The 17225-nt window shown below is 70.8% G+C and carries 13 protein-coding genes; 9 read left to right on the top strand and 4 right to left on the bottom strand.

Annotated elements, in window-relative coordinates; translation table 11 throughout:
* The first annotated feature begins 56 nt into the window (after nucleotides 1-56).
* Genes AW271_RS16350 through AW271_RS16340 form a run of 3 tightly spaced genes read left to right on the top strand, consistent with a single transcriptional unit; the run spans nucleotide 57 to nucleotide 4467 of the window.
* On the top strand, nucleotides 57-1613 hold the full coding sequence (locus AW271_RS16350; RefSeq protein ID WP_062337689.1) for a succinic semialdehyde dehydrogenase: 1557 nt from the start codon (nucleotides 57-59) through the stop codon (nucleotides 1611-1613).
* A 39-nt stretch (nucleotides 1614-1652) separates the two neighbouring features.
* On the top strand, nucleotides 1653-3200 hold the full coding sequence (gene guaA / locus AW271_RS16345) for a glutamine-hydrolyzing GMP synthase (protein WP_062337687.1): 1548 nt from the start codon (nucleotides 1653-1655) through the stop codon (nucleotides 3198-3200).
* A gap of 25 nt (nucleotides 3201-3225) precedes the next feature.
* Nucleotides 3226-4467 carry an acyltransferase family protein gene (locus AW271_RS16340; RefSeq protein WP_245653078.1) on the top strand — a complete coding sequence of 414 codons (1242 nt, stop codon included), beginning with the start codon at nucleotides 3226-3228 and terminating at the stop codon, nucleotides 4465-4467.
* Here AW271_RS16340 and AW271_RS16335 read toward each other — a convergent pair.
* The 3 genes from AW271_RS16335 to dprE1 form a co-directional block, all read right to left on the bottom strand.
* A complete protein-coding gene (locus tag AW271_RS16335) occupies nucleotides 4365-5165 on the bottom strand; it encodes a polysaccharide deacetylase family protein (protein WP_062337685.1) in 801 nt (266 codons plus the stop codon). The two genes, AW271_RS16340 and AW271_RS16335, sit on opposite strands and share 103 nt — an antisense overlap.
* Before the next feature lie 69 nt (nucleotides 5166-5234).
* Nucleotides 5235-5969: a decaprenylphospho-beta-D-erythro-pentofuranosid-2-ulose 2-reductase gene (gene dprE2 / locus AW271_RS16330; RefSeq protein WP_062337683.1), complete on the bottom strand. Its 735-nt coding sequence runs from the start codon at nucleotides 5967-5969 to the stop codon at nucleotides 5235-5237.
* Nucleotides 5966-7270, bottom strand: a complete 1305-nt coding sequence (gene dprE1, locus AW271_RS16325) for an FAD-binding protein (RefSeq protein ID WP_062337682.1) — start codon at nucleotides 7268-7270, stop codon at nucleotides 5966-5968. The genes dprE2 and dprE1 overlap by 4 nt, the downstream gene beginning before the upstream one ends.
* Before the next feature lie 195 nt (nucleotides 7271-7465).
* On the opposite strand from dprE1, the gene AW271_RS16320 reads away from it, so the two are divergent.
* The 3 genes from AW271_RS16320 to AW271_RS16310 are packed head-to-tail and all read left to right on the top strand — an operon-like array spanning nucleotide 7466 to nucleotide 12623.
* The gene (locus AW271_RS16320; RefSeq protein WP_062337680.1) at nucleotides 7466-8413 is read left to right on the top strand and encodes a glycosyltransferase family 2 protein; all 948 of its coding nucleotides are present in this window, start codon (nucleotides 7466-7468) and stop codon (nucleotides 8411-8413) included.
* Nucleotides 8410-9702, top strand: a complete 1293-nt coding sequence (locus tag AW271_RS40730; protein ID WP_169806352.1) for a polysialyltransferase family glycosyltransferase — start codon at nucleotides 8410-8412, stop codon at nucleotides 9700-9702. Before AW271_RS16320 ends, AW271_RS40730 begins: the two co-directional genes overlap by 4 nt.
* Complete coding sequence (locus tag AW271_RS16310; protein ID WP_062337677.1) at nucleotides 9699-12623, top strand: bifunctional glycosyltransferase/CDP-glycerol:glycerophosphate glycerophosphotransferase; 2925 nt, start codon at nucleotides 9699-9701, stop codon at nucleotides 12621-12623. The genes AW271_RS40730 and AW271_RS16310 overlap by 4 nt, the downstream gene beginning before the upstream one ends.
* On the opposite strand, the gene AW271_RS16305 is transcribed toward AW271_RS16310, so the two are convergent.
* Entirely contained in the window at nucleotides 12601-14058 is a 1458-nt protein-coding gene (locus AW271_RS16305; protein WP_169806351.1) for a stealth family protein, read from the bottom strand. The two genes, AW271_RS16310 and AW271_RS16305, sit on opposite strands and share 23 nt — an antisense overlap.
* Nucleotides 14059-14287: 229 nt before the next feature.
* Between AW271_RS16305 and AW271_RS16300 the strand changes: the two genes are divergently transcribed.
* The 3 genes from AW271_RS16300 to AW271_RS16290 are packed head-to-tail and all read left to right on the top strand — an operon-like array spanning nucleotide 14288 to nucleotide 17172.
* Entirely contained in the window at nucleotides 14288-15127 is an 840-nt protein-coding gene (locus tag AW271_RS16300) for a CDP-alcohol phosphatidyltransferase family protein (RefSeq protein WP_062337673.1), read from the top strand.
* Nucleotides 15120-16121, top strand: coding sequence for a sulfotransferase family protein (locus AW271_RS16295; protein ID WP_062337670.1), 1002 nt, complete (start codon nucleotides 15120-15122; stop codon nucleotides 16119-16121). The genes AW271_RS16300 and AW271_RS16295 overlap by 8 nt, the downstream gene beginning before the upstream one ends.
* A 4-nt stretch (nucleotides 16122-16125) precedes the next feature.
* Complete coding sequence (locus AW271_RS16290) at nucleotides 16126-17172, top strand: sulfotransferase family protein (RefSeq protein WP_062337668.1); 1047 nt, start codon at nucleotides 16126-16128, stop codon at nucleotides 17170-17172.
* Nucleotides 17173-17225 lie beyond the last annotated feature (53 nt).

Raw genomic sequence — 17225 nt, 5'->3', positions numbered from 1 at the left:
GAATTGACCGTACCCGCCGGTAGTCATGAGCTTCGCTCCGGAATAGTCTCGCGAGTATGGCTGGTGAACTCCGGGTCCCCGACCCCGCGCTCCTCGACCGTCTCCTGCGTCACGTCACGTCGGAGGGCAAGACGCGGACCGTGGTCGCGCCCTTCACCGGGGCGCCGCTGGCCGAGGTGCCGATCTCGTCGGCCGACGACGTGCGCCGGGCCTACCGGCAGGCGCGCGAGGCCCAGGAGGCGTGGGCCGAGCTGCCCGTCAAAGACCGCATCAGGCCCTTCGAGCGGCTGCACGACGCGATCCTCGACCGCCGCGCCGACCTGCTCGACGTCATCCAGTGGGAGACCGGCAAGGCCCGCCGGCACGCCTACGAGGAGGTCCTCGACGTCGCCGCGAGCAGCCTCCACTACGTGCGCAAGGCCCCCGGCCTGCTCGCGCCGCGCGCCCGCCGGGGCCCGTTCCCGCTGGCCACCCGGACCGTCGAGGTACGCCACCCGCGCGGCGTCGTGGCGTTCATCAGTCCGTGGAACTACCCCCTGTCGCTGGGGGTGAGCGACGTCGTTCCGGCGCTGATCGCCGGGAACGCGGTCGTCCACAAGCCCGACACCCAGACCCCGCTGTCGACCCTGTGGACCATCGACCTGCTCACCGAGCTCGGCATGCCGCCCGAGATCTGGCAGGTCGTCGTCGGCGACCCCGCCGACATCGGCGAACCCCTGATCGACGACGCCGACTACGTCGCCTTCACCGGCTCGACCCGGGCCGGCCGGGGCGTCGCCGAGGCCGCCGCCAAGCGGCTCATCGGCTGCTCGCTGGAGCTCGGCGGCAAGAACCCAATGATCGTTTTGGACGACGCCGACGTCGACCGCGCCGCCGCAGGCGCGATCAGGGCCTGTTTCACCAACGCCGGCCAGCTGTGCGTCTCGATCGAGCGCCTCTACGTCCACGACGCCGTCTACGACGCCTTCACCGAGCGGTTCGCCCGCGCGGTCCGGAACATGAACATCGGCCCCGGCCACGACTGGGCCACCCAGATGGGCTCGCTGACCTCCCAGCGCCAGCTCGACGCCGTCACCGCCCACGTCGACGAGGCCGTCGAGAAGGGCGCCACGGTGGTCACCGGCGGCAAGGCCCGGCCCGACCTGGGCCCGTTCTTCTACGAGCCGACCATCCTCGAGAACGTCACCGACGACATGGCCCTGTGCCGGGCCGAGACCTTCGGCCCGGTCGTCGCCCTCTACCGCTTCCGCCACATGGCCGAGGCGCTGGAGCTGGCCAACGACACCCTCTACGGCCTGAACGCCTCCGTCTGGACCGGCGACCCGGCCAAGGGCCGCGCCCTGGCCTCCCGGATCAAGGCCGGCACGGTCAACGTCAACGAGGGGTACGCCTCGGCGTACGGGTCGTTCGACTCCCCGATGGGCGGGATGAAGAACTCCGGGCTGGGCCGGCGGCACGGCAACGAGGGGCTGACCAAGTTCACCGAGAGCCAGACGATCTCCTCCCAGGCGGCCTGGCTCGGCTTCGACCCCATCCTCGGCCTGCCCTATGAGACATATGCGGACACCCTGGTCACCCTGCTCAAGGCGATGAAGCGGTTGCACCTTAAGTAGACTGGCGCTACCGCCGGTTCATCTTCAGGGAGTCCTCCTGTGTCAGAGTTCGACACGGTCCTGGTCGTCGACTTCGGGGCGCAATACGCCCAGCTGATCGCGCGCCGGGTACGTGAATGCCAGGTCTACTCCGAGATCGTCCCCTCGACGATGCCGGTGGCGGAAATGCTGGCCAAGAAGCCCAAGGCGATCATCCTGTCGGGCGGGCCCTCCTCGGTCTACGCCGAAGGCGCCCCGGCCGCCCCCGCCGGGCTGTTCGAGACCGGCGTGCCGACGTTCGGCATCTGCTACGGCTTCCAGGTCATGGCCCAGGCCCTCGGTGGCACGGTCGCCAAGACCGGCATCGCCGAGTTCGGCCGCACCGACCTGACCGTCGTCGAGCCGGGCCGCCTGTTCGGCGCGCTGCCGGTCTCCCAGCAGGTCTGGATGTCCCACGGCGACGCCGTCAGCCAGGCCCCCGAGGGCTTCACGGTCACCGCGTCGACCAACGAGACCCCGGTCGCCGGGTTCGAAGACCCCGCCCGGGGCTTCTACGGCGTGCAGTTCCACCCCGAGGTCATGCACACCGACCACGGGCAGAAGGTGCTGAAGGCGTTCCTCGACGCGGCCGGCTGCCGCCCGAGCTGGACGATGCTGAACATCGTCGAAGACGCCGTCGACGCCGTGAAGGCGAAGATCGGCGACGGCCGGGCGATCTGCGCCCTGTCGGGCGGGGTCGACTCCGCGGTGGCCGCCGCGATCGTGCAGCGGGCCATCGGAGACCGGCTGACCTGCGTTTTCGTCGACCACGGGCTGTTGCGCAAGGGCGAGGCCGAGCAGGTCGAGCGCGACTTCGTCGAGATCACCGGGGTCAAGCTGCGGGTCGTCGACGCCGCCGAGCGGTTCCTCAAGGCGCTGTCGGGCGTGACCGACCCCGAGGAGAAGCGCAAGATCATCGGCCGGGAGTTCATCCGGGTCTTCGAAGACGAGCAGCGCGCGATCCTGGCCGACGGTCCGGTCGACTTCCTGGTGCAGGGCACCCTCTACCCCGACGTCGTCGAGTCGGGCGGCGGCACCGGCACCGCCAACATCAAGAGCCACCACAACGTCGGCGGCCTGCCCGACGACCTCCAGTTCGACCTGGTCGAGCCGCTGCGCGCGCTGTTCAAGGACGAGGTGCGCCGCGCGGGCGAGCAGCTCGGGCTGCCCGCCGCGATGGTGTGGCGGCAGCCGTTCCCCGGCCCGGGGCTCGGCATCCGCATCATCGGCGAGGTCACCCACGACCGGCTCGAGATCCTGCGCGAGGCCGACGCCATCGCCCGCGAGGAGCTGACCCGCGCCGGGCTCGACCGCGACATCTGGCAGTGCCCGGTGGTGCTGCTGGCCGACGTGCGGTCGGTGGGCGTGCAGGGCGACGGCCGCACCTACGGCCACCCGATCGTGTTGCGGCCGGTGAGCTCGGAGGACGCCATGACCGCCGACTGGTCGCGGGTGCCCTACGACGTGCTGGCCCGCATCTCCACGCGGATCACCAACGAGGTCCGCGAGATCAACCGGGTCACCCTCGACGTCACGAGCAAGCCGCCGGGCACCATCGAGTGGGAATAGTCGTGGTCGGGGTAGATTGGCCCCGGTGACCACGTCTAACCGCCTGGCCTGGCTTGACGCGTTGCGCGGCATTGGCGCGCTCGCAGTGGTGGCCGAACACCTGCTTCCGTGGGTCTATCCGCCGCTCCGGCCGACCTTCATGAACATCGGCATGTACGGCGTGGTCGTGTTCTTCCTGGTCAGCGGCTACATCATCCCCGCCTCGCTCGAGGGGCGGGGAGACGTGCGGGCGTTCTGGACCAGCCGGTTGTTCCGGCTCTACCCGCTCTTCCTCCTGGTGTGCGCCATCGCGCTGCTGATCGGGTTGTGGGTGCCGGTCCGCGAGCAGGTGCCGCGCGACGCCTCCGGGGTGTTCGCGCACCTGTCGATGCTGCTCGACGTCGTGCACGTGGGCGGGCTGGCCGACCCGATGTGGACGTTGTCGTACGAGATGGTGTTCTACCTCGTCGTGACGGCCCTGTTCGTGAAGGGCGTGCACCGGTTCAGCGGGTGGTACGCCGTCGCCTTCGGCGCGCTCGCGGTGGTCGCCGGGCTCGTGATCGGCGCGCCGTGGTTGCCCGGGCCGTGGCCCGCCGTCGTGTCGGGGATCGTGTTCGCGATCGGCATGGCCGGGTTGTTCAGCGGGCGGTTCCAGACGGCCGCCGCGCTGGTCCTCGGCGTCATGGCGCTGGTGCTGCTGGTCGGGTCGTCCTATGTGCCGTGGTTCGGGGCGGCGATCCTCGCGATGATGTTCACCGGGACCGCCATCTACCGCTGGGAGAAGGGCGCCGGGCCGCTCTGGCCGGTGTTCGCCGCCGGCGCGCTGGTCGCGATCAGCCCGGCGTGGGCCATCGCGGCGGGCTGGTGGTGGGTGCAGCCGCCGGTGTGGATCACCACGCTGGTGCTGGCCGGGGCCACCTTCTGGGCCGGGCGGGCGCTGCGCCACCGCACGCTGCCGAGGGTGTTCGTGTGGCTCGGGCTGATCAGCTACTCGGTCTACCTCGTCCACCACCCGATCCTGCGGATGGTGCCGATCCTGTTCGGCCACATGATGTCGAAGCCGGTGTGGGAACGCGCGCTGCTGGCCGCCGGCTACCTCGCCGTGCTGCTGCTGGTCAGCTGGGCGACCTACACATGGGTCGAGGCGCCCGCCCAGCGACTGGGCAGGCGCCTCGTGAAGAAGCGTCAGACCTCGCCGGCGGGCTGGCCGCCGAACGGGTCGTCCTCGTCCTCGAGCAACTGGCCGTCGTCGTCGCTGCCCTCGGGCGCGTCCGGCGGCTCGGGGTAGGACTGGCCGGGCGTCAGCTTGACCCCTTCGAGCAGGGTCGACGCCGTGACGAAGTGGTAGCCCTGCTTCTTCAGCGTGGCCAGCACCTTCGGCATCGAGTCGACCGTCTGCTTGACGGTCTCGTGCATCAGGATCACCTCGCCGCGGCCGGCCACTTCCAGGGCCTTGGCGGTCAGCAGGCCGACCTCGCGGTTGTCCGCGACCCAGTCGCCGGTCGAGGCGGTGCCGGGGATCAGCACCATGCCGAACTTGGCGGCGATCTCGCGCACCGTGTCGTCGGTGAGGCCGCCGGGGGCCCGCATCACGGTCGGGGCCTTGCCGGTGACCTTCTTGATCAGCTTGTGGGTCTCGTTGACCTGGTCGTAGACCTCGGTGCGGGTCAGCTCGGTCAGCCACGGGTGCGACCACGTGTGGTTGCCGATCTGGTGGCCGGCCTTCGCGATGTTCTTCAGCAGTGTCTGGTGCTTGTTCACCTCGCGGCCGATCACGAAGAACGTGGCTTTGGCGTCGTACTTCTTGAGAGTCGCCAGCAACCTGGTCGTATAGGGCCCCGGGCCGTCGTCGAAGGTCAGCGCCAGGCACTTGTGCGTGGCGCAGAACGGCTTCTTGGGGGCCTTCTCAGGCTTCGCCGCGGCGGGTGCGGCGGGCAGGGTCACCACCAACGCTAAGGCGGCGAGGGTGGGGATCAGACGGCGCATCACAAACTCCTCGGGGATCACTCAAGCCCGAAGCGTAACGCCTGTTATTGAGAGTTTTCTGAGCTCGGCTCATCCGGTTATGCGGCGGACGACCGATCCGGGCAGCCGGGTCAGCTGGCCCAGGATGCCCGGCACCCAGACGATCTCCGACTTGGCGCGCAGCCCGTCGAGCACCGCGCCGGCCACCGTCTCGGGGCTCGTCGCGATGGCCGGCGGGGTGACGCCCCTGGTCAGGCGGCTGCGTACGAAACCGGGCCGGACCACCATCACGTGCACCCCGGAACCGCGCAGCGCCTCTGTCAGGCCGCGGGCGAAGGCGTCGAGGCCCGACTTGGCGGAGGCGTACAGGAAATCGGACCCGGACGGGCGGCCCGCCGAGACCGACGAGAAGACCACGAGCGCGCCGTGGGTCTGCCGGCGCATCGCGTCGGCGCACACGATCGCGGCGGTCATCGCCCCGACGTAGTTGACCATCGCCACGTCGGCCGCCTTCAGCGGGTCGAGGTCGGCGTCGCCGAGCAGGCCGCACGCCACCAGCGCGACGTCGACGTCGCCCTCGGCGAACACGTCGCCGATCACCTTGGCGTGCTCCTCGACCCGGAACGCGTCGAAGTCGGCCGTCTCCACGGTCGCGCCCGCCTCGGCCAGCCGCGCCGCCGCCGCGTCGCGGGCCGGCGAGGGCCGCCCGGCCAGGATCACCCGGCGGACCCGGCGGCGGACCAGGCGCATCGCGGTCGCCATCGCGATGTCGGACGCCCCGCCGACGAGCAGCAGGCTCTGCGGTTCGCCGAACGCGTTCTTCACAACGACAACCTCCTGGCGAGATCTGACTGGAAGACCAGGCGCGGGTCGAGCTCGCGCCGGCGCTCCCGGAAGGCGGCCAGCGCCGGATACATCACCGGCAGCAGCTCGGGCCGCAGCCGCGAGTCCTTGGCCAGGTAGACCCGCCCGCCCGCCTCGGCCACCAGCTCGTCGAGCCGGTCGAGCAGCCAGGCCAGCCCCTTGGTGGTGGTCGGGAAGTCGAGCGACAACGACCACCCCGGCGTCGGGAACGACAACCAGCCGCCGCTGCCCGGCCCGAACCGCTTGAGCACGGTCTGGAACGACGCGGCGTGGCTGCGCCTGATCCGCTCGACGATCTTCATGAGGGTCTGCTCGGCGCCCATCGGCACCACGAACTGGTACTGCACCAGCCCGCGCGGCCCGTAGAGGCGGTTCCAGTGGCCCACCCTGTCGAGCGGGTGGAAGAACGACGCCAGCGGCCTGACCTGCACCGATTCGCGTTTCGTGGTGGCGTAGAGGCCCCGGTTGACCAGGCCCATGGTGTGCCGGTTCAGCAGCCCGACCGGCAGGAAGCCGGGGCCGGCCTCGAACCCGCGGGCCCGGAACGAGCGGGCCGCGCCCTGGCGCGCGTGGTCGGCGCCCTCGACGACGCCCCGGCCCTGCCGCGACAGGCAGTCGACCCAGGCGGCGGTGTAGCGGTGGGCGAGGTCGGCCTGCGTCAGCCGCGTCATCACCGATTCGAGGTCGGGGCACTTCCAGGTGTTCACGATCATGCGGGAGGTCTCGATCGGGGTGAGCCGGATCGTCGCCTTGGTGATCACCCCGGTCAGGCCCATGCCGCCGACGGTCGCCCAGAAGTCGGGGTCGCCGGGCGTGAGCGTACGGGTCACGCCGTCGGCGCCGAGCAGGTCGAGGGCGGTGACGTGGTTGCCGAAGGAGCCGTCGGCGTGGTGGTTGCGGCCGTGGATGTCGGCCGCGACGGCCCCGCCCACGGTGACCTGCCGGGTCGCCGGGGTGACCGGCGGGAACCACCCCTCGGGCACCAGTTCGCGCATCAGCCGGTGGAGGCTCACCCCCGCCTCGACCGTGACGTAGCCGTCGCGGACCGGCCCGATCGCGGCCAGGCCGGTCATGTCGAGCACCAGCCCGCCCGCGTTCTGCGCCGGATCGCCGTAGCTGCGGCCCAGGCCGCGCGCGATCACCCCGCGCCCGCCCGGGGCCAGCACCAGCGGGGTCAGCTCCGCCTCGGCGCCGGGCCGCAGCAACTCGGCGACGCTCGGGGAGGTACGGCCCCAGCCGGTGAGGATCGTCTTGTTCGCCATCGACTCTCTCCGTGATTGACCGATCGCGTCACGTTATCCCGGCATTCGGGGGATCGCGAGCACGCACCCGCCACGGGCGGGTGACCTGCGCCTCAAGGATGGGTCAAGAGATCGGTCGTGACTCACCGTGACCGGCAGGGTTACGGGGTAACCGCCCTGTAATCCTCACCGTTCCGCCCGTTGGAGTTGCCCCGGATGGCCGCCACCCTCTCGGTGATCGTTCCCGTCAGGGACGGCGAACGCCACATCGCCGACGCCCTGACCTCCCTGCGCGCCAACGCGCGGGACGACTTCGAGTTCATCGTCGTCGACGACGGCTCGGCCGACGCGACCCGGGAGATCGCCGAGAGCTTCAAGGGCGACCTGCCGGGGCTGACCGTCATCGGCCGGGACGCCTCCTCCGGCGTCTCCGCGGCCCGCAACCTGGGCCTCTCGGCGGCGGGCGGGACGTACGTCACCTATCTCGACGGCGACGACTGGTACGCCCCCGGCTACCTTCCCCAGCTCGTCACCGCCATCGAACGGCTCGGCTGCGACTTCGTCCGGGTCGACCACGTACGGGTGACCGGCACCACCCGAGAGGTGCGCCGGGCGCCCGAACAGCGGCGCGGGGTCGTCTTCCCGGGCCGCGAGGGCATCACCGGCATGGGCCGCCTCGGCATGGTCGACTACCCGGTCCCGTGGGCCGGGATCTACCGGCGTTCCCTCGCCGACCAGGGGCTCCTCACGTTCGACCCCGCCCTGGCCACGGCCGAGGACCGGGCCTGGGTGTGGCGTCTCCACCTCCACGCCGCCACCTACGCCGTCGCCTCGCTGACCGGCGTGTTCTACCGGCGCGGCCTCAAGGCCTCGCTCACCCAGGTCGGCGACGAACGGCAACTGCACTTCATGGACGCCTACCTCGGCGTCATCCACGACCTCGACGGAGACGACCCGGAGTTCGTCCGCAAGGCGACGCACAACCTGTGCGCGCTGATCGCCTACCACCACAAGCTGCGCGGGCGGCTGCGCCCCGACGTCGCGGCCACCTTCGACACCCGGGCCACCGCCGCCCTGCGGGAAGTCCCGCCGGACGCCCTCGCGGTGGTCCTGCCGACGCTGGGCCACGCCCGCGAGAAGCTGCTCAGGAGGTTCCTGCCTTGAAAACCCAGCTCTTCTACTGTTCGACGTTGTTCGGGGCGATGACGCTGGCCGCGGCCATCGACGCCGGTCTGTTCGGCCCGGCCGGGCGGCGCGTGCTGCTCGTGTCGAGCAACGTGGCCGTACCCGAGCTGATCTCCCCCCTGCACCGGACGCCCGCCTTCGAGGCGATCGGCGACCGGTTCGACCACGTGCACTTCTGGAACGAGCTGATCGCCCCCTACCACCCCGTCCGCGTCCGGGTCAGGCCCGAGCAGGGGCCGCTGCTGCGGCGGCTGCTCACCCAGCGGCTGCTCGACGGGAACGCCCCCGACGAGCTGATCGTCGAGTCGATCGGCGCCTACCCGGCGCGCGGGCTGGTGGAGATCTTCTCCGGCTGCCCGATCACGGTCTACTCCGAGGGCCTGATGAGCTACGGCCCGACCCGCGACGCGATCCCCGGCGACCTGGGGGCGCGGGTGGAGCGGCTGCTCTACCTCGACCTGATCGAGGGCATGCGGCCGCTGATGCTGGCGGAGCACAAGGTCCCGGCGGTCGCGGTGCCCGACGTGGCCTTCCGCGACATCGTCGGCAAGGTCAGCGCGGTCACGCCGGTCGGCGGGCGCGGCGGGGCGCTGCTGCTCAGCCAGTACATGTCCGACGCCGGGCTCATCTCGTGGGACGACGAGCAGGCCATCCACGAGTCGATGCTGCACGGCGTCGTGGCGCGCGGCTTCACCACCGTCCGGTTCAAGCCGCACCCCTCGGCCGGCCGCCGCCAGGTGCGCGGCCTGAAGGCGCTGGCCGAGGAGCTGGGCGTGCAGCTCACCGTGGTGCCCGAGTCGGTGCCGGCCGAGACGTGCTTCGCCGCCTACCGGCCCGACCTGGTCGTCGGCACCTTCTCGACCGGCCTGATCACCGCCCGGCACTACTTCGGCATCCCGGTCGCGACGGTCGGCTGCCCGCGTGTGCTGGAGCGGATGAGGCCCTACGAGAACAGCAACCGGGTCGCGGTGACGATCGTCGACGCGAGCGTGCCCGAGCTGACGCGGACCGGCGCGCTGGTGCCGGCCCCGGTCGAGCCCGACCTGCTGCCCCGGCTCGTCGAGGCCGTCGTCTACTGCGCCCAGCGCAAGCGCATGCCGCACCTGCGGGCCAGCGCCGAGGCGGTCGTCAGGGAACTGCGCAAGGACGTGCGCCGGCGCTACTTCCCGCGCCGTCTCCTGGCCCAGTACGGCCTGGTCAAGAAGGCCCAGGAGCCATCGCTCTGGCGGCGGGCGCTGCGCTTCGCGCGCCGGCTGGTGGCCAAGTGAACCGGCCGGTCCTCTCGGTCGTGGTGCCCTTCCACAACGTGGCCGAATTCCTGCCGCGCTGCCTCAACTCGCTGGCCAAGCAGCGGTTCAAGAGCATCGAGTACGTCCTGGTCGACGACGGCTCCACCGACGGCAGCGCCGTCGTCGCCAAGGAGAAGGTCGCCGCCGATCCCCGGTTCACGCTCATCGAGCAGGAGAACCGGGGCCTCGGGCCGGCCCGCAACGCGGGGGCGCGGGCGGCCCGGGGCGCCTACCTGGCCTTCGCCGACGGCGACGACACCCTGCCGCGCACCGCCTACGCCTCGCTGGTCGGCAGCCTGGAGGCCACCGGCTCCGACCTGGCCTGCGGGAACGTCAAGAGGATCGTCGGCGGCAAGTTGCGGCCCTCGGCCGGGCACGCCGAGGCGTTCGCCGAAGCGGCCGCCGGCACCCACATCCGCCGCCGCCACGCCCTGCTCGCCGACCGGACCATCTGGAACAAGGTCTTCCGGCGCGAGTTCTGGGACCGGCACGGCTTCGAGTTCCCCGCCCGGAACTACGAGGACTCGCCGGTCACCCTCCCGGCCCACGTCTTGTCGGGCTCGACCGACGTGCTCGACGAGGTCGTCTACCACTGGCGGGTGCGCTCGGGCTCGATCTCGCAGCGGCGCACCGAGCCGGCCAACGTGCTCGACCGGCTGGCCTCGATGCGGGAGGTGTCGGAGTTCCTGAACGAGCACGCGCCCCGCCTGTGGGCCAAGCACGACCTGCTGGTCACCGAGTTCGACCTGTCGTTCCTGCTGGAGTCGCTGGAGACGGCCGAGGGCGCGGAGCAGGAGGCGCTGCTCGACTCGCTGGCCGAGACGCTGGGCGTGCTGCACCCGAAGGCCGTCGCCCGCCAGCCGTCGATCCGGCGGCTGGAACTGCACCTGGCCGCCAACCGGATGGTGCCCGAACTGCGCGAGGTCCGGATGTTCCGCCGCGCGTCGCTGAGCGACGCCGGGGCGGTCCGGCACGGCTGGTTCAAGCGGCGGCGCTGGCTGATGGACTACCCCTTCATGCGGGACCCCGCGAAGGGCATCCCCGACTCCGTCTACGACCCCGGCGTCGACTTCCGGCTCAAGGCCGTCGTCGACGGCGTGGACATGGACGGCGCCCGGATGACCGCCCGCGGCTACGCGTACATCACCCACCTCGACAGCGCGCCCACCACGATCGACGTGTGGTTCCAGCGCGAGGGCGTCCGGCTGCCGCTGGAGGTGAAGCGGGTGACCCGGATGGACGCCACCGCCGACTCCGGCCAGTCGGCCACCTGCCACGACGCCGCCGGGTTCGAGGCGTCGATCGACCTGGCCGACGTGCCGCCCGGCCGCTGGAACCTGCACTGCTCGGTGCGCGACGGCGAGGTCGTCAGGAAGGGCGTGCCGGAGGCCCACCCCGACACCGGGCACCGGCGTTATCCGCCGGGGGGAGCGCATCAGCCGAGCCTCACCGAAGAGGGGCTGGTGCTGCGGCGGCCGGTCAAGGACCGGGGCCACGCCTGGGTGGAGTGGAGCGGCGACCGGATCGCGGTGACGACGCGCAAGAAGCAGCGGCTCGTGTTCCAGAAGACGGTCCACCGGCCCGGCGACGACGGCCGGGTCCTCATCACCCCGCCCGCCCGGGTGGGCGTCTGGCGCATCAGGAAGACCGACGGCACACCCCTTCGCCTGCGCGTGGGGGTGTCGCCGTCTCCGCGCCGGATCGGCGTGCACCTGGTGTCGTTCCGTACCGAACTCGAAGGGGAGGTCCTGGTGGTGGTGCAGCCCGCGCTGGAAGCCGACGAACGGGGCCGGTTCGCCGAACGCCGCCTGCGGGGGACCGTGCGGCACTTCAAGCGGAGCCCCATCAGGGAGACCGTCGTCTTCGACGCCTACGGCGGCCGGCTGGCCTCCTGCAACCCGCGCGCGATCTTCGAGGAGATGCGGTCGCGGGACCTGCCGCTGGAGTACGTCTGGGTCACCCGCGACGGCTCGTTCGAGACGCCGGAGGACTCCCGGGTCGTCCTGCACGGCTCCAAGGAGCACGAGCACGCGCTGGCGACGGCGCGTTACCTGGTCGGCAACCGCACCCAGCCGAACTGGTACACCAAGCCGCCCGGTCAGACCTACCTGCAGACCTGGCACGGCACGCCGCTCAAGAAGCTCGGCCACGACCTGCGCGACCTGCCGTTCCGGCGCACCGAGCTGCTCGACTGGATGGCCCGCGACGTGCCGCAGTGGGACCTGCTGATCTCCCCGAACCCGTTCTCGACGCCCATCATGCGGCGCGCGTTCGGCTACCGGGGCGTGGTGCTCTCGACCGGCTACCCGCGCAACGACCTGCTGTTCGCCGACCGCTCGGCGGCCATCAAGAGGCGGCTGGGCGTGCCGCCGGGCAAGAAGGTGGTCCTGTACGCCCCCACGTGGCGCGACGACCTGCACCGGGGCAAGAAGCGCCGCCTGTCGATGGAGCTCGACCTGGCCCGCATGCGGTTCGCGCTGAAGGACCACGTGGTGCTGGTCAGGGCGCACCACCTGATCACCGACCGGCCGAAGATCAAGGCCCCGGCGATCGACGTGACCGGCTACCCCGAGATCGCCGACCTCTACCTGGCGGCCGACGTGCTGGTCACCGACTACTCCTCGGCCATGTTCGACTTCGCCTGCACCGGCAAGCCGATGGTGTTCTTCACCTACGACCTGGAGCGCTACCGCGACACGCTGCGCGGCTTCTACTTCGACTTCACCGCCGAGGCGCCGGGGCCGCTGACCAGGACCACCGACGAGACCATCGACGCCATCAGGGAGGCCGCGGTGCCCGCGGCCTACGGCACGTTCCGGCAGAAGTTCTGCCCGTGGGACGACGGGAGGGCGTCGTCCCGGGTCGTCGACCTGCTGCTCAGTGGCTCTCGAATGGCGTAGGGGTCGGGTAGTAGGCGTCGAGGAAGCGGGCCAGGGCGTTGTCCTGGTCCGCTGTCGTCGGCGCCGTGTCGTTCAGGCAGAACGCGTCGTGCTCGCGGTTGGCCAGCATGCGGCGCAGCTTGGCCGGGGTCTTCGGCATCGCCAGGTCGACGTAGGTGTAGTCGATCTGGCCCGGCAGCGCCCGGCCCGTCAGGTAGGCGTAGTAGTGCGCCAGCGACGACGCCGTCGAGATGTCGCTGGAGCGGCGGAACCGGCTGGCCGAGACCGTCTTGAACTCGGCCGGGAACCGCTCCTCCAGCTCGAACAGCAACGACCGGCGCAGCGCGTAGGGCACGTGCTTCATCTTCTGCGTCAGCGTGCGCCCGCACAGCTCCTCCAGCATCCGGCGGTTGTTCATGCCGGCCTGGTGGACGGGGTTGTCCTCGTTCAGGGTGAACGGGACCTGGGCGATCGACGGGAAGAACCGGGTGATGCCGTTGCCCTCGAAGAACGTCTCCGGGTAGAGCACCTTGCCCAGGAAGAAGTCGTCGTTCAGGTAGAGGAAGTGCTCCGACAGGCCCTCGATGTGGTGCAGCCGCGACTCGATCGCGTGGCTGTTGAACACCGGCAGCACCGACTGGTCGGCGAAGATCTCCCGGTGGTCGACGATCCTGATCCGGTCGTCCTCGACCAGCCACGACGGCTTCTGCCGGTCGGTGACGATGAAGACGTTCCTGATCCACGGCGCGTACGTCAGCAGCGAGCGCAGCGAGTAACGCAGCTCGTCGCGGCTGACGAACCGCGCGTCGGAGGTGGCCAGGTCGCTCAGGCCGCCCGTCAGCGCCAGCTCCTTGCGGGCCCGCCACTCGGGGTCGTTGCCGTCGACCCAGGTGTAGACCGCGTCGATCGGGAAGTCGACGTCGTCGACCAGCCGCCGCGCGAACTCCGGGCGTGTCGGATAGACCCGCGCCGACTCCGACACCAGCCGGTTGAACAGCGACTCGGGCGCGTCGACGGTCTCCTCGTGGACGGGCACCGCCTCGCACACCCGGTTGGGCCGCGGCGCCACCAGCAGCTCGCCCTCGCGCTGCCAGAACTCCAGGTCGACGCCCGACTCGGGGCCGAGCGTGAGCGTGCGCGACGGGCTCGCGTAGTAGAGCCACAGCCGGACCGCCTTGGCGTCGGCCATGTCGTTGCGGCGCAACTGCCGGATCTTGCCCAGCTCGTTGACCTTGTGCCGGCCTCCCGGCAATCGCGCGCCGTAGAGCCCGTGGCGGGCCAGCGCCGTGATGGCCCTCTGCCGGTACGTCGTGCGCACCGCGATGACCGGTGGACGGCCGCGCATGGGCCGTACACAGAAGAACGGAATCGCCGACCCGGACAGTGATCGGCAGATCAGGTCGAACGTCTCCCGCGAAGCCTGCGCGGGACTGGCGTCCTGCCTGATCAGAGCCACCCTTGGCGGCATCGGCTCGCGCGCTGTCAGGCGGCTGTGAAGCTGTCGGTACAACGTAGACACCGGCATGGCTCTCCCCCCGAAGAATGCGGCGACCCTACCGGACGCCTGACGGCGTTGGCGGGGGCTTTGCCCACGTCAGGGCAATGGTCAAGAAGTGGCAACGAGATGCTCTGGGGAGCCCAGAAGAAGCCGTTGACGACTACCGAACGTAGTCATTCTTACGTTCATGGGGGGCTTCACGCTCGACGACATACTGGCGACGCGCAAGCCACGGGACTCCTGGTGGACCGTCTTCGCGGTCGACCCGGTCGCGTGCCGGCTCGCGCTCCTGACCGCCAACCACACCTCGATCACGCCCAACGGGCTGACCGGCCTGTCGATGCTGCTCGGCGTCGCCTCGGCCGCCTGCTTCGCGGCCGGCTCGCTGGCCGCCGGGGCGGTGCTGTTCTTCGTGAGCTTCACCGTCGACTGCATGGACGGCAAGATCGCCCGGCTCAAGGGGACCGGATCCCCGTTCGGCCTCTGGCTCGACTACGTCGGCGACCGGCTGCGCGTGGGGGCGTGCGCGTTCGGCTTCGCCCTGGGCCAGGGCACACTCGGCGCGTTGTGGATGGCCGCCGGGATCGTGGTCCTGGACCTGTTCCGATACGTCAACGGGCCCCAGCTCCTCAACGTGCGGGAGGCCGCCCGGAACCGGGTGCGCGCCGCGACCGGCGGCGACCCCGTGTTCGTCGAGGACGTCCTGCTGGCGAATCCCTTGGCCGACCCTCGCGACGGCTCCGTCGTCGATCTCCAGTCGGCCTTCCGCCGCAGATTCCCCTGGTTCGACCGGTTCCGCCTGTTCCTCGGGCGGCGCCGCGTCCGGACCCATCTCATGAGCGGCATCGAGTTCCACGCGGCGGTCTTCGTCGTCGCGCCCCTGTTCGGGGCGGCCGCGATGCTCTGGACCGCGCTCGCCACGGGCGCGCTGCTGGCCGCGTTCGAGGCCGCTCTCGTCTACCGCACCTGGCTGGCGGCCCGTGAGGCCGACCGGGTCGTACCGGAAAGGGTGAAAGTGCTTGTCTGATCGGCCGATCTTCATCGTCGCGTGCCCCCGCTCGGGAACCACGCTCCTCCAGCTCATGCTGCACGCCCACCCGCGCATCGCGATCCCGCCGGAGACGCGCATCCTCGTGCAGGCCTACCTCAAGCGCCGCCGCTTCGGCGACCTGCGCAACCCCGAGCGCCGCCGCGAGATGGCGCAGTGGGTCACCGGCGGCCACCGCACCCAGTTCGGCGACCTGGGCATCGACAAGCACGAGTTCATCGAGCGCGCCGTGGCCGGGCCCGGCTCGCTGGGCTCGGTCGTCGGCCTGGTCTACAAGATGTTCGGCGAGCAGCACGGCAAGCCGCGGTGGGGCGACAAGCGGCCGCCGTACATCAAGCACATGGACGCGCTCATCGCGATGTTCCCCGACTGCCAGATCATCCACATCGTCAGGGACGGCCGCGACTGCGTCTCGTCGCTGAAGGAGATGCCCTGGTTCAAGGAGGACATCTACCAGGCGGTCAACCGCTGGTGCGAGGCCATCGACTTCGGCCGCAAGTGCGGCCTGGGCCCCGACAGCTACTACGAGATGCGGTACGAGGACCTGACGGCCGAGCCCGAGCTCGAACTGAAGAAGTTGTGCGCCTTCCTGGGCGAGGAGTTCCACCCGGCGATGACCGAGCCGTCGAAGGTCGCCGACACGATCCCGTCGCACAAGTCGTGGCACGAGAACACCCGCGGCGAGGTCACCACCGCCCGCACCGGCACCTGGGCGACCCGCCTGGAGCCGTGGGAGCTCTCGCTCTGCGAGACCGTGATGGGCGAGCGCCTCACGGCGTACGGCTACGAGTTGTCGGGCGCCCCCAAGGCCGAGCGCAAGCACGTGGCCCAGTACGAGAAGACGGCCGCCTACTGGAAGCGCCGCTACCGCAAGCGGGCCGTGACGGAGTGGTTCAACCGCTTCCGCGAGGCCGGCCCGGTGGCCGCGCAGCTCACCGACGGTCAGCGAGAGCTGTCCGGGCTGGGTTCCTGACCGCATGGAGACCCTGGACAGGCCGGTCTTCGTCATCGGCTGCCCCCGCTCGGGCACCACGATGCTGCAGCTCATGCTGCACAGCCACCCGCGGATCGCGGTCCCGCCGGAGACCCGCTTCATGATCCAGGCATACCACGCGCGTCGGACGCACGGCGACATGCGGCGCCCGGACAACCGGCGCCGCCTGGCCGAATGGGTGGCCGGCGGCAAGGACACCAAGTTCCGCGAACTGGGCCTCGACCGCGCCGAGTACGTCGACCACGCGGTGGCGGCCCCCGGCTCGCTCGGCTCGGTCCTGGGCACGGTGTTCCGCGACTACGCGGCCCGCTTCGGCAAGCCGAGGTGGGGCGACAAACGCCCCAGCTACTTCAAGCACGTCGGCATGCTGCTGCGCCTGTTCCCCGACGCCCAGTTCATCCACCTGGTCCGCGACGGCCGCGACTGCGTGGCCTCGCTGATGGAGATGCCCTGGTACAAACTGGACGTCTACCACGCCATCGCGAACTGGGCCGAGGCGATCGACTTCGGCCGCCACCACGCCGCCCACCTCCCGGCGGGTTCCTACTACGAGCTCCGGTACGAAGACCTGACGGCCGACCCGGAACTGTCCCTGAAGCGCCTGTGCGGCTTCATCGGCGAGGACTACGACCCGGCGATGTGCGAACCCCGGCACGTCGCCCAGGTGGCCGTGCCGGCCCACAAGGTCTGGCACGCCAACACCCACACGGCCGTGACGACGGCCCGCAGCGGCAGCTGGGCCAGCCGCCTGGAACCCTGGCAGATCTCGTTGTGCGAGACGGTGCTGGGCTCCCGCCTGGAAGCCCACGGCTACGAGCTGAGCGGGGCCGCGCGAGCGACCCGCGACCACCGCCTGACCTACCGCACCACAGCGGCGAAACGACGCGGCGCCCGCCTGAAGCGCACCAGCCGCGAACGCCTGATCCGCCTGTGGGAACCGGGCCCGCTCCCGGCGCTGCTGACCTCGGGCCAACGGGAGCTTGCGGGCCTGCCCCCGCTGCCACGCCAGCAACTGGTCGAATCGTCCTGACGAGGGGGATTTCCTGGAGCTCCGACCTGGGAAATCCCCCTCCGACGTATCAG

The organism is Herbidospora sakaeratensis (assembly GCF_001570525.1).
Classification (GTDB): domain Bacteria; phylum Actinomycetota; class Actinomycetes; order Streptosporangiales; family Streptosporangiaceae; genus Herbidospora; species Herbidospora sakaeratensis.
Note: the sequence above shows the minus strand (reverse complement) of the source record. Positions and strands in the feature narration are given on the sequence as shown.